The organism is Ramlibacter humi, assembly GCF_004681975.1.
Taxonomy (GTDB): domain Bacteria; phylum Pseudomonadota; class Gammaproteobacteria; order Burkholderiales; family Burkholderiaceae_C; genus Ramlibacter; species Ramlibacter humi.
In genome coordinates this window covers 1,123,593-1,136,879 of sequence record NZ_SMLK01000001.1, presented here as the reverse complement: position 1 = coordinate 1,136,879, position 13,287 = coordinate 1,123,593, and the positions used below count along the sequence as shown (strand labels likewise).

15 protein-coding genes are annotated in these 13,287 nt (G+C 69.2%); 9 read left to right on the top strand and 6 right to left on the bottom strand.

Translation table 11 applies throughout. From position 1 onward, the window contains the following. Positions 1–14 precede the first annotated feature (14 nt). On the top strand, positions 15–1,937 hold the full coding sequence (locus EZ216_RS05230; protein ID WP_135248499.1) for a serine/threonine-protein kinase: 1,923 nt from the start codon (positions 15–17) through the stop codon (positions 1,935–1,937). Between the two features lie 9 nt (positions 1,938–1,946). Here EZ216_RS05230 and EZ216_RS05225 read toward each other — a convergent pair whose 3' ends face one another. The 5 genes from EZ216_RS05225 to EZ216_RS05205 form a co-directional block, all read right to left on the bottom strand. Then, a complete protein-coding gene (locus EZ216_RS05225; protein WP_135248498.1) occupies positions 1,947–2,498 on the bottom strand; it encodes an NUDIX hydrolase in 552 nt (183 codons plus the stop codon). Positions 2,499–2,566: 68 nt separating this feature from the next. Then, complete coding sequence (locus EZ216_RS05220) at positions 2,567–3,262, bottom strand: fumarylacetoacetate hydrolase family protein (protein WP_135248497.1); 696 nt, start codon at positions 3,260–3,262, stop codon at positions 2,567–2,569. After that, entirely contained in the window at positions 3,259–4,314 is a 1,056-nt protein-coding gene (gene gtdA / locus EZ216_RS05215) for a gentisate 1,2-dioxygenase (RefSeq protein WP_135248496.1), read from the bottom strand. Before gtdA ends, EZ216_RS05220 begins: the two co-directional genes overlap by 4 nt. 16 nt (positions 4,315–4,330) lie before the next feature. Further along, on the bottom strand, positions 4,331–5,677 hold the full coding sequence (locus tag EZ216_RS05210) for an FAD-dependent oxidoreductase (RefSeq protein WP_135248495.1): 1,347 nt from the start codon (positions 5,675–5,677) through the stop codon (positions 4,331–4,333). Beyond that, positions 5,674–6,873: a 3-hydroxybenzoate 6-monooxygenase gene (locus EZ216_RS05205; RefSeq protein WP_135248494.1), complete on the bottom strand. Its 1,200-nt coding sequence runs from the start codon at positions 6,871–6,873 to the stop codon at positions 5,674–5,676. Before EZ216_RS05205 ends, EZ216_RS05210 begins: the two co-directional genes overlap by 4 nt. A gap of 63 nt (positions 6,874–6,936) precedes the next feature. Between EZ216_RS05205 and EZ216_RS05200 the strand changes: the two genes are divergently transcribed. Genes EZ216_RS05200 through pgeF form a run of 6 tightly spaced genes read left to right on the top strand, consistent with a single transcriptional unit; the run spans position 6,937 to position 10,011 of the window. Continuing rightward, entirely contained in the window at positions 6,937–7,374 is a 438-nt protein-coding gene (locus tag EZ216_RS05200; protein ID WP_135248493.1) for a MarR family winged helix-turn-helix transcriptional regulator, read from the top strand. A gap of 47 nt (positions 7,375–7,421) precedes the next feature. Next, entirely contained in the window at positions 7,422–7,586 is a 165-nt protein-coding gene (locus EZ216_RS05195) for a hypothetical protein (RefSeq protein ID WP_205959618.1), read from the top strand. Beyond that, positions 7,583–8,278 carry an AzlC family ABC transporter permease gene (locus EZ216_RS05190; protein ID WP_135248492.1) on the top strand — a complete coding sequence of 232 codons (696 nt, stop codon included), beginning with the start codon at positions 7,583–7,585 and terminating at the stop codon, positions 8,276–8,278. The genes EZ216_RS05195 and EZ216_RS05190 overlap by 4 nt, the downstream gene beginning before the upstream one ends. Then, positions 8,268–8,579: an AzlD family protein gene (locus EZ216_RS05185; RefSeq protein WP_135248491.1), complete on the top strand. Its 312-nt coding sequence runs from the start codon at positions 8,268–8,270 to the stop codon at positions 8,577–8,579. Before EZ216_RS05190 ends, EZ216_RS05185 begins: the two co-directional genes overlap by 11 nt. Positions 8,580–8,605: 26 nt before the next feature. Next, on the top strand, positions 8,606–9,247 hold the full coding sequence (gene maiA / locus EZ216_RS05180) for a maleylacetoacetate isomerase (protein ID WP_135248490.1): 642 nt from the start codon (positions 8,606–8,608) through the stop codon (positions 9,245–9,247). Next, positions 9,247–10,011, top strand: coding sequence for a peptidoglycan editing factor PgeF (gene pgeF, locus EZ216_RS05175; RefSeq protein ID WP_135248489.1), 765 nt, complete (start codon positions 9,247–9,249; stop codon positions 10,009–10,011). Before maiA ends, pgeF begins: the two co-directional genes overlap by 1 nt. Here the strand turns inward: pgeF and EZ216_RS05170 are convergent. Then, entirely contained in the window at positions 9,943–10,233 is a 291-nt protein-coding gene (locus EZ216_RS05170; protein WP_135248488.1) for a hypothetical protein, read from the bottom strand. The genes pgeF and EZ216_RS05170 overlap by 69 nt on opposite strands. Positions 10,234–10,330: 97 nt before the next feature. On the opposite strand from EZ216_RS05170, the gene EZ216_RS05165 reads away from it, so the two are divergent. Together EZ216_RS05165 and EZ216_RS05160 are read left to right on the top strand one after the other, a co-directional pair. Beyond that, on the top strand, positions 10,331–12,046 hold the full coding sequence (locus EZ216_RS05165; protein WP_135248487.1) for a PHA/PHB synthase family protein: 1,716 nt from the start codon (positions 10,331–10,333) through the stop codon (positions 12,044–12,046). Positions 12,047–12,081: 35 nt separating this feature from the next. Next, the gene (locus tag EZ216_RS05160; protein ID WP_135248486.1) at positions 12,082–13,263 is read left to right on the top strand and encodes an acetyl-CoA C-acetyltransferase; all 1,182 of its coding nucleotides are present in this window, start codon (positions 12,082–12,084) and stop codon (positions 13,261–13,263) included. Positions 13,264–13,287: the final 24 nt, after the last annotated feature.

Sequence of the window (13,287 nt, the reverse complement as noted above, 5' to 3'; positions counted from 1 at the left end):
GGCAGGGCTGGCACGTGCATCCGAAGAAGCTGGGCCGCTACGAGCTGGTCCGGGTGCTCGGCAAGGGCGCCATGGGGGTGGTCTACGAAGCCCGCGATCCCAACCTCGACCGCCGCGTCGCCATCAAGACCATCATGGTCGACGCGCTCGGCTCCGCCGCCGGCAAGGAATACGAGGAGCGCTTCCGCGTCGAGGCGCGCTCCGCCGCGCGGCTGCTGCATCCCAACATCGTCACCGTCTACGACTCCGACCGCGACGGCGACACCGCCTTCCTGGTCATGGAATTCGTCGAGGGCGACGACCTGAAGCAGCACCTGGACCGCGGCGAGCTGTACCCGCCGGGCCAGGCCCTTCACCTGATCACCGACATGCTGGCGGCGCTGGACTTCGCGCACCGCCAGGGCGTCGTGCACCGCGACGTCAAGCCCGCCAACCTGCTGCGCGAGCCGGGTGGCCGCCTGAAGCTCACCGATTTCGGCGTGGCCCGCATCGCCGGCGAAGCCACGCGCACGCAAGGCAGCATGATCGGCACGCTGAAGTACATGGCGCCCGAGCAGGTGCAGGGCCTGAAGGTCGACTCGCGCGCCGACCTGTTCTCCGCCGGCGTGCTGGCCTACCAGCTGCTCACCGGCGCGCGGCCGTTCGACGGCGACAACGATTTCTCCATCATCCACCAGGTGCTGGGTCACGAGCCGCCGCCGCCCAGCGCGGTCGTGCCCGGCCTGCCGCGCACCGTCGACACGGTGATGGCTCGCGCGCTGGCCAAGGACCGCGAGCAGCGCTTCCAGACGGCGGACGATTTTTCGAAGGCCTTGCAGCAGGCCTTCGAGGGTGTCGACCTCGGCGCGCTGGGGGCGCCGCCCCCGCAGCCGGTGAACGTGGCGGCCCAGCCTTCGATGCCGCTGCGCCGCGCCGAGACCATCCCCGGCGCGCCGATCACGCAGGAACTGGAACTGGAGTACTGGCGCGACGTGCGCGACGCCACCGATGCGCGCGAACTGGAAGGTTTCCTGGCCCGTTTCCCCGAAGGCATCTACGCCGACCTGGCGCGCCGCCGGCTGGAACGCCTGCAAGGCGCCGACAACGATCCGGAACGCACCATGCTGCGCGGCATGACGCTGCCGCCCAACCAGGTGCCGGCAGTGCCCGTGCCTGTCCGGCGCTCGGGCACCTTGCCGGGGACATCCGTACCGGCGATCGCCCCCGCCATCCAGCAGGAAGCTGAAGTGCCTGCGCCGGCCTTGACGCAGGCCGAGCCTTCATTGGTGGAAGCGCAGCCCGAGCCTGCCGCGGCGCCCGCGCCGTCTCCTGCATCCGCCAGATCACCTGCGGCCGCTGCACCCAAGAAATCCAGGGCACCCCTGTGGGCCGGCGTGGCCGCGGTCGCTGTCATCGCGATTGGCGCGGCCGCCTGGTCGGCGCGGCCGCGCGCGCCAATCGAGGCCGTGCCTGCCGCGGCACCCGCTGTTCCGCCGGTGGAAACGGCTTCGGCCGCGGTCGTCCCCGCGAGCGCCGCGGTGCCCTCTGCCGCCTTGCCCGCGAGCGCCGCGATGTCCGCGGCCAGCGTCGCCGCCATGCCTGCCAGCGCCGCGTCCGCGGCACGCGCCCCGGCATCGCGCGCAGCGGCGGCGAAGGCGCCGTCGCCCGCTCGCAGGGCTTCCGCTGCTTCGGCTGCGACCATCGTGCAACCCACACCGCAACCTGCGTCCACGCCTGCGGTACCGGAGCGCAAGGCCGATGAAGCGCAGTCCGCCAACCGGCAGTCGGCGCAACGCGTCGTCCCGCCCGGCGAAACGTGCAAGGACAGGATCTTCCTGGCGAAGGAACTGTGCCTGCAGAGCGAATGCGCCAAGCCCGGCTTCGCCAGCTACCCCGCGTGCATCAAGCTCAGGGAAGACGCTCGCCTGCGCGAGGAAAGCAACAAGATCCGCAACTGAGCGCCAGGCTCAGCTCACCACGAGGTTGTGCACGCCGAAGTGCCCGCGCCGGCGGTCCTCGAAGTAGCACAGCAGCGTCTCGCGCACCGTCTTGAAGGCGATCTCCTCCCAGGGGATCTCGTCTTCCGCGAACAGCTTCGCCTCGATGGTCTCGTGCCCCGGATCGAAGCGGTCGCTGAGCAGCCGCGCGCGGTAGTACAGGTGCACCTGGCCCACGCGCGGCACGCTGATGACGGTGAGCAGATCCTCCATCTGCACGTCGGCGCCGGCTTCCTCGTCGGTTTCGCGCGCGGCGCCTTCCGCCGTGCTTTCGCCCAGTTCCATGAAACCCGCGGGCAATGTCCACTTGCCCCAGCGCGGTTCGATGTTGCGCTTGCACAGCAGCACCTTGTCGCCCAGGTACGGCACGGTCCCCACGACGTTCAGCGGGTTCTCGTAGTGGATGGTGCCGCAGGCCGGGCACACGGCGCGCTCGCGCGTGTCGCCGTCATCGGGCACGCGGTAGGCCACCGATGCGCCGCAGTTGCGGCAATGCTTGATCGGGGTGCGGAACGGCGGCATGCGGGAAGTTTAAACAAGCAAAAGCAAAGGGCTCCCGGCAAGGGGAGCCCTTCGTGCGTGCCTGCGCCTCAGCCGATCTTCACGCGCAGCTTCTCCAGCCCGCCCACGCCGCCTTCCAGCGTGTCGCCGCTCACCACCGCGGCCACGCCTTCGGGCGTGCCGGTGTAGATCAGGTCGCCGGGCGCCAGCTCCCAGGCCGCCGACAGGTGCTCGATGATCTCGTCCAGGTTCCAGATCAGCTTGGTGACGCTGCTGCGCTGGCGGTCCTTGCCGTTCACCTGCAGCCAGACTTCGGCGTTGTCGATGTCACCGGCCTGCGCGGCGGGCGTGATGGGGCCGATGGGGGCCGACTGCTCGAACGACTTGCCGATCTCCCACGGGCGGCCTTGCTTCTTCATCTCGCCCTGCAGGTCGCGGCGCGTCATGTCCAGGCCCACGGCGTAGCCCCAGATGTGCTTGCGCGCGTCGGCGGCCTTGATGTTCTTGCCGCCCGTGCCGATGCATGCGACCAGCTCGATCTCGTGGTGCAGGTCCTTGGTGAGGCTGGGGTAGGCGATGGTGCCGGTCTCGCCGGCGGCCACGGGCACCACGGCGTCGGCGGGCTTGAAGAAGAAGAACGGCGGCTCGCGGCCGGTGAAGCCCATCTCCTTGGCGTGTTCGACGTAGTTGCGGCCGACGCAGTACACGCGGCGCACCGGGAACTTCTCGCCGCGGCCCACGACGGGCACCGAGACCTGGGCGGGTGCGTTGATGACGAAACTCATGACAACCTTTCTTCGCGATGGATGGCCAGCGCCTGCTGCACCGGCCGGTCAGAGAAACTGAAAAGCACGCAACCGGCCTGCGACGCGAGCCGGGCAGTGTGCCATGAAGGTACGACGAAATGGTCGCGCGGACCGAACTCGAAACGCCGGCGCTGGCCGCCCCATTCGATGTCCACGCTGCCCGTGCCTTCGACCACGCTGTACACCGCGCCGTCGGTCTGGCGCCAGCCCTGGCCGTCGAATCCCGCAGGCAGCTTCTGCATGAACGTGGCCATGGTGGGCATGGGCGAGCCGCCGGTCAGCGGGTTGACGTAACGCAGCTTCACGCCGTCGTACGCGTCGACGGGCGCGTCGCGCTCCAGGCGGTCCAGCGCTTCGCGGCTGCGTTCGTACGGGTAGCTGAAGATCGGCGAGGTCGCGCCGAAAGGCGCCTCGTGCCGCACCGGCGCCATGTTGTGGCCGTAGCGCGCGAAGCTGGTGCCTTCGCCGCGCGTCACCTGCTGCGACTTCGCCTGGCTGTTCTCGGCGAAGCCGGCGTCGAAGAACCGGATCATCGGGATGTCCAGCCCGTCCAGCCACACCACGGGGCCGTCGGCTTCGCTGCCGTGGTCGTGCCAGGTCCAGCTGGGCGTGATGATGAAGTCGCCGGGATGCATGCTCGTGCGCTCGCCGTCCACCGCGGTCCATGCGCCGCTGCCTTCGACGATGAAGCGCAGCGCGCTCTGCGTGTGGCGGTGCGCCGGCGCGATTTCGCCGGGCAGGATCAGCTGCAGCCCCGCGTACAGCGATTGCGTGATGGCCGACTGGCCGCGCAGGGCCGGGTTCTCCAGGATCAGCACGCGCCGCACGGCTTCTTCGGCCGTGATGGCTTCGCCCGCACGCATCAGGAACGGGCGCACCTCGCCGTACTTCCAGTGCGCGGGCACGCAAGGCGTGGCCGGCCTGGGCGGCACCAGCGCGTGCAGCACCTCCCACAGCGGCGTGAGGTGGTGCGGGTCCATGTCGCGGTACAGCTGCTGGCGGGTGAGCAGGGCGTTGTCCGGAGCGTTCATCGCGGTCTCCTTCGTTTCAGTCTTCGCGGCCCAGCCAGGCGCCTTGCGCCTCCAGCCGGGCCTGCAGTTGGCGCACGTCCACTTTCTCCGCGGCCACGCCGGCCTGCAAGGCCAGGTGCGCGGCGGCGCCGGCGGCTTCGCCCATGACGAAGCAGGCACCGGTGACGCGGGCGGCGGATTGCGCTTCATGCGTCATCGACGCGCAGCGGCCGGCCACCCACAGGTTGTCGAAGCCGGGCGGCACGGTCATGCGGTAGGGCAGGTGGTTGAAACCGCGGCTTTCGGGGATCTTCGGCCAGCGGAATTCCACGTCGCCTTTCTTGTGCAGCTCCAGCGGCCAGCCGTTCACGCCGACGGTGTCGTCGAAGCTGGCGCAGTCGAGCACGTCACGCTCGGTCAGCTGGTACAGGCCGTTCACGCGGCGCGTCTCGCGGATGCCCACTTGCGGCGCGATGTCCACGATGTACGAGCGCTCGAAGCCCGGAACCTCGCGCAGGAAGCCGGCCACGTCGGCGATCTGCTTCCGGCCCAGGAGTTCGGCTTGCGTGAGCTCGTCCGCATCCGTGCCGTCGATGGCGTTGCCTTCGGCGTTGGCCAACTGCGTGAGGTTCACGCGCCATTCGATGCCGCTCTTCTGCGGCCGCACGATGGGGGTTTTGCGCGGGAAGCGCCAGCGGCCTTCGGCCTCGGCCTGCTGCATCAGCTTGGGGATCACTTCCCACGCCGAGCCCGCGCGCTGCGGGTCGATGCCGTTGATGCGGAACATCGTCGAGGGATAGAGGAAGCTGCCCGCACCGTCGCCTTTCTCGAACGACGCGCCTGCCCACGCGGCCAAATCACCGTCACCGGAAGCATCGATGAACGTGCGGCCCAGGATGGCTCGCCGTCCGGACTTGGTCTCCACCAGCAGGGCGCCGACGCGGCGCTGCGAATCCATGACGGCGCCCGCCGCCAGCGCATGGAAGAACAGGTGCACACCAGCCGACTGCATCAGCTGGTCGGCCGCGACCTTGTACGCCGCCGTGTCGTACGCCTGCGCGACGGTCTTGCCGAACAGCGCATGCGGCGTGTTGAGGCCGCCCAGGCGGTCGATGCGCTCCAGCAGTTCGGTGGCCACGCCGTGCACCACGCGCCGGATGTCGCCATGCACGTTGGCGTGCAGCCCGCAGAAGTTGGTGACGCCGGCCGCCGTGCCCATGCCGCCGAGGAAACCGTAGCGCTCGACCAGAAGGGTGGAACGGCCCGCCTTTGCGGCCGACACTGCCGCCGCCATCCCGGAGGGGCCGCCGCCCAGCACGACCACGTCGTACTCACCGTAGACGGGTGTCTGCCGCGCGGGCTCGGTGATCGTGCGCGCGCTCATGCGAACAGCCGCTTTGGGTCGATGCCGTCGTACATCCATTTGAGGCCCGCGAAGCCGGCCGATTCCTGGCCGCTCTGGAACAGGCGGTTGCGCAGTTCGCGCGTGACGCCGCCGGCATGGTAGATGTCGCCGTAGAAGCGCGCGGTGAGCTGCACGCGGCCGGTGCGCAGGTAGCGCGCGCGCTGGTACAGCTGGAAAGCCTGCCCGAAGTCGCCGCCTCCTGCGTGCTGCAGCGCCTCGCCCAGCACCACCGCGTCCTCGATCGCCTGGCCGGCGCCCTGCGCCAGGTACTGCAGCATCGGGTGCGCCGCGTCGCCCAGCAAGGTGACGCGCCCCTGCGTCCAGTTGGCGACCGGCTCGCGGTCACACAGCACCCACATCTTCCAGGTCTCGATCTTGCCGAGCAGCTCGCGCACCTGCGGCACGGCCTCGGCGAAACGCTCCGTGAGTTCGGCCGTGTCGCCGAAGGTGTTCCAGCCTTCGTCGTATTTGTTGCTGTGGAAGACGGCGACCAGGTTGAACAGCTCGCCGCGGCGCAGCGGGTAGTGCACCAGGTGCGTCTTCTCCCCGCCCCACAGCACCACGTCGTCGTGCCACAGGTGCCGGGGCACGTCCCCGCGCTTGAGCACCGCGCGGTAGGCGATGTGGCCCGACACGCGCGGCTTGCCGTCGCCGACCACCGCTTCGCGAACGCGGCTCCATAGGCCGTCCGCGCCGATCAGCGCGGCACCGGCGATGACTTCCCCACCGGCCAGCTTCACGCGCACGCCGCTGCCGTCCTGCTCGAAGGATTCCACCTTGGCCGAGGTGCGCAGCGTCACGCTGGGCAGGGACTTCACGGCATCGAGGAACACCTGGTGCAGGTCGGCGCGGTAGATCACGCCGTAGGGAAAGCCGTAAGCCGCGATGGCCGTGGGCCCGAGCGCGACGCGCACCACCTTTTCGCCGGTGCGCACGTCGTTCATGCCCAGGCCGGGCGGGAAGTACGCGACCTGGTTCACCGCGGCGGTGAGGCCGAGGTACTCGAACATCCGGAAGATGTTGGGGCCCAGCTGGATGCCGGCGCCGATCTCGCCGAAGGCGGCGGACTGCTCCAGCACGGTGACCGGGCGGCCCTGGCGGCCCAGCACGTACGCGGCCGCCAGGCCGCCGATGCCGCCGCCGGCGATGATCACGGGAGGGAGTGAAGAGGCCATCAGATGCTAAGCATACATATCAATTCGGGCCCGGGCAACGCGGGTGATCGCTACACTCGCCGCATGCCCAAGAGCTTCGACTTCCAGCAGGCGCCCGGCCACCTGATCCGGCGCGCGCACCAGGTGGCCGTGGCCATCTTCATGGAAGAGACCGATGGGCAGGACGTCACGCCGGTGCAGTTCGCCATCCTGAACGCGCTGATGGACGTGCCGGGCGAGGACCAGGTCACGCTGGCCGCGCATGTCGCGTTCGACGCGGCCACGTTCGGCTCGGTCATCGGCCGGCTGGAAGCGAAGGGGTGGGTCCGGCGCGAGCCCGACGCGGCTGACCGGCGCCGCAAGCTGCTGTGGGTGACCCGGGAAGGCGAAGCCGCCGCGCTGGCGATGAAGCGCCGCGTGGCCCGCGCGCAGAAGCGCATCCTGGGACCGCTGTCGGCGACGGAGCAACAGCAGCTGGTGGGCCTGCTGACCAAGCTGGTCAGCGGGCACGGCCAGACCTGATCAGGAACAATGCGCTGCCGTTCGCACCGGCGTCGGCCATGCTGCCGATGCAATCCACCCTGGAGCAGGACGCGATGAAGCGGGGCGAGGGCGCGCGGGCGCTGGCCGTGGAGCGCATCGAGGTGACGCAGATGGACCTGCGCCACGCGCTGGAGTGGCGCAGCGAGACCGAGCGCGTGATGCCGGCCATCCGCCTGGTGGTCGGCGAGTGAGCTCAGCGCCGGTCACGTTCACGCGCGAGGGCGTCTGGCGCGGCTTCCTGCTCGCGCAGCCGCTGGCGCCTGGCGTCGCGCTTTATGCACTGGTGTTCGGTGCACTGGCCGGCGAGCGCGGCCTCTCGTGGCTGCAGGCTGTGCTGATGAGCGTGTTCGTGTATTCGGGCAGCGCGCAGCTGGCCGCGCTGCAAGTGTGGAGCAGCGAGGCGTCCGTGCTGCCGCTGATCGTCACCATCCTCGCGATCAATGCGCGCTACGTGCTGTATGGCGCATCCATCCAGCCGTGGCTGTCGCAGGCGCAGCGGCGCCACGCCTATGCGTCGCTCTTCGTGCTGGGCGACGGCAGCTGGGCGCTGGCGATGCGCGAGCACGCGGCGGGCTACCGCGACGCCGGCTTCATCTTCGGGTCGGGGCTGGCGGGCTTCCTCCCATGGATCGGCGGCACGCTGGTGGGGCAGTTGCTCGCCAGCAGGATGCCGGATCCGCGCGCATGGGGACTCGACTTCATGCTGCCGGCGTTCGCCGCGGCCATCGGCATTTCGCTGTGGCGCGGCAAGGCCGATTGGGCGCCGCTGGCCTGCGCGGTCGCGGTGGCATTGCCGCTGCAGCTGCTGGCGCCCAGCGGCTGGACCATCGTGCTGGCGGGCCTGGCCGCCGGCATTGCGGGAGCGTTGCGCCATGGACGGTGACGTGACGTTCTATCTCGCGCTGCTCGGCATGGCGCTGGCTTCGTATGCCTGCCGCGTCGCCGGCTACCTGCTCATGGGCTGGCTGCAGATCACGCCGCGGCTGGAGTCGGCGCTGCGCGCGATGCCCATCGGCGTGATGACAGGCATCGTCGCGCCTTCGATCGCGGCGGGCCGTCCGCCCGAGCTCGCGGGACTGGTCGTGGTCGGCGTGGTGATGAAGCTCACCGGCAGCGACCTCGCGGCCGCCGTGGCGGGTGCGGCCACCGTTGCCGCCGGCCGCTGGCTGCTCGGCTCGCACTAGCCGCGCGTGCGGCTATGCTCGCGCGCATGAAGCTGCACAACTACTTCCGCTCCTCGGCGTCGTTCCGCGTGCGCATCGCGCTGGAACTCAAGGGCCTGTCGTACGAGTACGTCCCGGTGCACCTGGTGAAGGGCGAGCACAAGCAGGGCGAGTTCGCGGCGAAATCGGCCAACGGGCTGGTGCCGATGCTGGAGCTGGACGGCGGCGAACGGCTCGCGCAGTCCATGGCCATCATCGAGTACCTGGACGAGACGCATCCCGAGCCGGCGCTGCTGCCGAAGGACGCGCTCGGCCGCGCGCACGTGCGCTCGCTCGCGCAGTCGATCGCGTGCGAGATCCACCCGCTGAACAACCTGCGCGTGCTGAAGTACCTGGTGCGCGAGATGAAGGTGGACGAGGAAGCCAAGAACACCTGGTATCGCCACTGGGTGCGCGATGGCCTGCTGGCCTTCGAGCGCGAACTGTCGCAGCTGCCGCAAGGCACGTACTGCTACGGCGACACGCCCACGCTGGCCGACTGCTGCCTGGTGCCGCAGATCTTCAACGGCAAGCGGTTCAACGTGGACTTCAGCGGCATGGACCGCACCATGGCCGCGTTCGATGCCTGCATGAAGCATCCGGCATTCCAGAAGGCCCAGCCTTCCAACTGCCCCGACAACGAGCCCTGATGCAGGAAAGTTGGCTCACGCCCGATTGGCCGGCGCCGCCCAACGTGCGCGCGCTGTGCTCGCTGCGCGCGGGCGGCGTGTCGCAGGGACCGTATGAAAGCCTGAACCTTGGCGACCACGTCGGCGACGACGCGGCCGCGGTCCGCGAGAACCGTGCGCGCTTCGCGGCGCGACTGCAGTCGCGGCCGGTGTTCCTGCAGCAGGTGCATGGCACGGGCGTCGTCGAACTGAAAGCCGCCACGCCCGACGCGACTTCCGCCGACGCATGCTGGACGCGCGAGCGCGGTGTCGCCTGCACGATCATGGTGGCGGACTGCCTGCCCATCCTGTTCGCGGACCGCGAAGGGCAAAGCGTCGCGGCCGCGCATGCGGGCTGGCGCGGCCTGGCCGGTGGCGTGATCGAAGCCGCGTGGAATGCCTTCGCGCAGAGCCTCGGCGTGACGAAAGCCGAAGCGCTCGAGCGAACGCTCGTGTGGCTGGGGCCGTGCATCGGCCCGGCCGCTTTCGAAGTCGGCGACGACGTGCGGCAGGCGTTCGGCGCCGAAGCCGCCGTGGCCGGCCGCTTCCAGCCACACTCGCCAGGCAAGTGGCTCGCGAACCTGCCGCGGCTCACGCGCGACCGTCTTGCCGCGATCGGCATCGAGCAGGTCCACGGCAACGACGGCGGCGCCGATTGGTGCACCGTCTCCAACCCCTCAAGGTTCTTTTCGCACCGGCGCGACCGGGTCAGCGGACGTTTCGCCGCCGCCGCCTGGCTCGCCTGAATCGCGGGCCGCTTGCGCCTGCTGTTCAGCTGCGGCCGCGCGCTCGCGCATCGCCTGCTTGCGGGCGGGGGTGCGCATGATGTACACCACCAAAGCCACGGGGCCGGCGCCATACAGCAGGAAAGTGAAGATGGCACCGAGCACGGAGCCGTTGCTGTTGGTGGCTTCCGCCACCGCCATCATGAGTGCGACGTAGAGCCAGGCAATGACGACCAGGTACATGGGTGCGAGTGGAAATGTTGCAGTGCAACATGATCCATGGAATACTTGGTGATAACCCTAGGGATACAGCCTGGGACCACAACAACAGGAGACAAGCATGCATTCTGAAGCGGATTGGTCCGCCGCGGCCCATCAGTTCCAGCAGAACCTGAGCGACGGCTGGCAGAAAGCGATGCAGGCGTTCGCTGGCGGCAAGCCGCTGGCCGGTTTCGAAGGCCTGCACCAGTTGCCGTCCAACCCGCTGGCCGCCATCACGTTCGCGCCCGACAAGCTGGCGGCCGTGCAGCAGGCTTACCTCAAGGAAGCCGCCGAGCTGTGGAACCACGGCATCGCCGGTGCCGCCGCGGGCGACAAGCGCTTCGCTTCCGAAGCCTGGGGCACCAATCCCGTCGCCGCGTTCAGCGCCGCCGCTTACCTGCTCAATGGCCGCACGCTGCTGGGCCTGGTGGAAGCGGCCGACACCGATGCCAAGACCAAGGCGCGCCTGCGCTTCGCGGTGGAGCAGTGGATGGCCGCCACGGCGCCCAGCAACTTCCTCGCGCTGAACGCCGAAGCGCAGAAGAAGGCGCTGGAAACGCGCGGCGAAAGCATCGCCAGGGGCATGCAGAACCTGCTGGCCGACATCCAGCAGGGCCACGTCTCTATGACCGACGAAAGCCAATTCGAAGTCGGCCGCAACGTGGCCACCACCGAAGGCGCGGTGGTGTTCGAGAACGAGCTGTTCCAGCTGATCGAATACAAGCCCACGACGGCCAAGGTGTACGAGCGTCCCTTCCTCGTCGTGCCGCCCTGCATCAACAAGTTCTACATCCTGGACCTGCAGCCGGAGAACTCGCTGGTGAAGTACCTGGTGGACCAGGGCCACCGCACCTTCGTCGTCAGCTGGCGCAACCCCGACGCGTCGCTGGAAGACAAGACCTGGGACGACTACGTCGAGGAAGGCGCGCTGCAGGCGATCGAGGCCACGCGCGAGATCACCGGTGCCAAGCAGATCAACGCGCTGGGCTTCTGCGTCGGCGGCACCATCCTGGGCACCGCGCTGGCGGTGCTGGCCGCGCGCGGCGAAAAGCCGCTGGCTTGCGCCACCTTCCTCACCACGCTGCTGGACTTCAGCGAGACCGGCGTGCTGGACCTGTTCATCGACGAGAACTTCGTCAAGTTCCGCGAGATGCAGATGGGCAAGGGCGGCCTGCTCAAGGGGCAGGAACTGGCGTCCACCTTCAGCTTCCTGCGCCCCAACGACCTGGTGTGGAACTACGTCGTGGGCAACTACCTGAAGGGCGAGACGCCGCCGCCCTTCGACCTGCTGTACTGGAACAGCGATTCCACCAACCTGCCGGGCCCCATGTACGCCTGGTACCTGCGCAACACCTACTTCGAGAACAACCTGGCCAAGCCCGGCAAGGCCGTGGTGTGCGGCGAGAAGGTGGACCTGCGCAAGGTGGACCTGCCGGTGTACGTGTACGGCTCGCGCGAGGACCACATCGTGCCCATCGGCGGCGCCTACGCCACCGTCAACCTGCTGCCGGGCAAGAAGCGCTTCGTCATGGGCGCGTCCGGCCATATCGCCGGCGTGATCAACCCGCCCGTGAAGAAGAAGCGCTCGTACTGGACCAACGACAAGCTGCCCAAGACCCAGCCGGAGTGGCTGGCGGGCGCGACCGAGCACCCCGGCAGCTGGTGGACCGACTGGGCCGCCTGGCTCAAGCCGCATGCCGGCAAGCAGGTGGCCGCGCCCAGGCGCTACGGCAAGGGCACGGCGTTCACGGCCATCGAACCGGCGCCCGGGCGCTACGTCAAGGCCAAGGCCTGACCCGCATTCATCCTCAACACTTCAGGAGCCCCAGCATGGAAGACATCGTCATCGTTTCCGCGGCCCGCACGGCGGTCGGCAAGTTCGGCGGCTCGCTCGCCAGGATCCCGGCCACCGAGCTGGGCTCCATCGCCATCAGGGAAGCGCTGGCTCGCGCGAAGGTCGATCCCGCGCAGGTGGGCGAAGTCATCATGGGCCAGGTGCTGGCCGCGGGCGCGGGGCAGAACCCGGCTCGACAGGCTTCGCTGAAGGCGGGCCTGCCCAAGGAAGTGCCGGGCCTCACCATCAACGCCGTGTGCGGCTCGGGCCTGAAGGCCGTGATGCTGGCCGCGCAGGCCATCGCCTGGGGCGACAGCGAGATCGTCGTCGCCGGCGGCCAGGAGAACATGAGCGCCGCGCCGCACGTGCTGATGAACTCGCGCGACGGCCAGCGCATGGGCGACTGGAAGATGATCGACTCGATGATCGTCGACGGCCTGTGGGACGTCTACAACCAGTACCACATGGGCATCACCGCCGAGAACGTGGCCAAGCAGTACGGCATCGACCGCGCTTCGCAGGACGCGCTGGCGCTGGCCAGCCAGCAGAAGGCGGCCGCGGCGCAGGAATCCGGCAAGTTCAAGGATGAGATCGTGCCCGTGAACATCCCGCAGAAGAAGGGCGATCCGGTCGTCTTCGCGCAGGACGAGTTCATCAACAAGAAGACCAATGCCGAAGCGCTGGCCGGCCTGAAGCCCGCGTTCGACAAGGCCGGCAGCGTGACCGCCGGCAACGCCTCGGGCATCAACGACGGCGCCGCCGCGGTGGTGGTCATGTCGGCGAAGAAGGCCGCCGCGCTGGGCCTGAAGCCGCTGGCGCGCATCGCCGGTTTCGGCACCAGCGGCCTGGATCCCGCCACCATGGGCATGGGCCCGGTTCCTGCTTCGCGCAATGCGCTGCAGCGCGCGGGCTGGAACGTGCAGGACGTGAACCTGTTCGAGCTGAACGAAGCCTTCGCGGCGCAGGCCTGCGCGGTGAACAAGGAACTGGGCATCGACCCCGCCAAGGTCAACGTCAACGGCGGCGCCATCGCCATCGGGCACCCCATCGGTGCGTCGGGTGCGCGCATCCTGGTGACGCTGCTGCACGAGATGAAGCGGCGCGAGGCGAAGAAGGGGCTGGCCGCCCTGTGCATCGGCGGCGGCATGGGGGTTTCCCTCGCGGTCGAACTGGCCTGACGGCCTAGAGTGGTCCAGGCAACG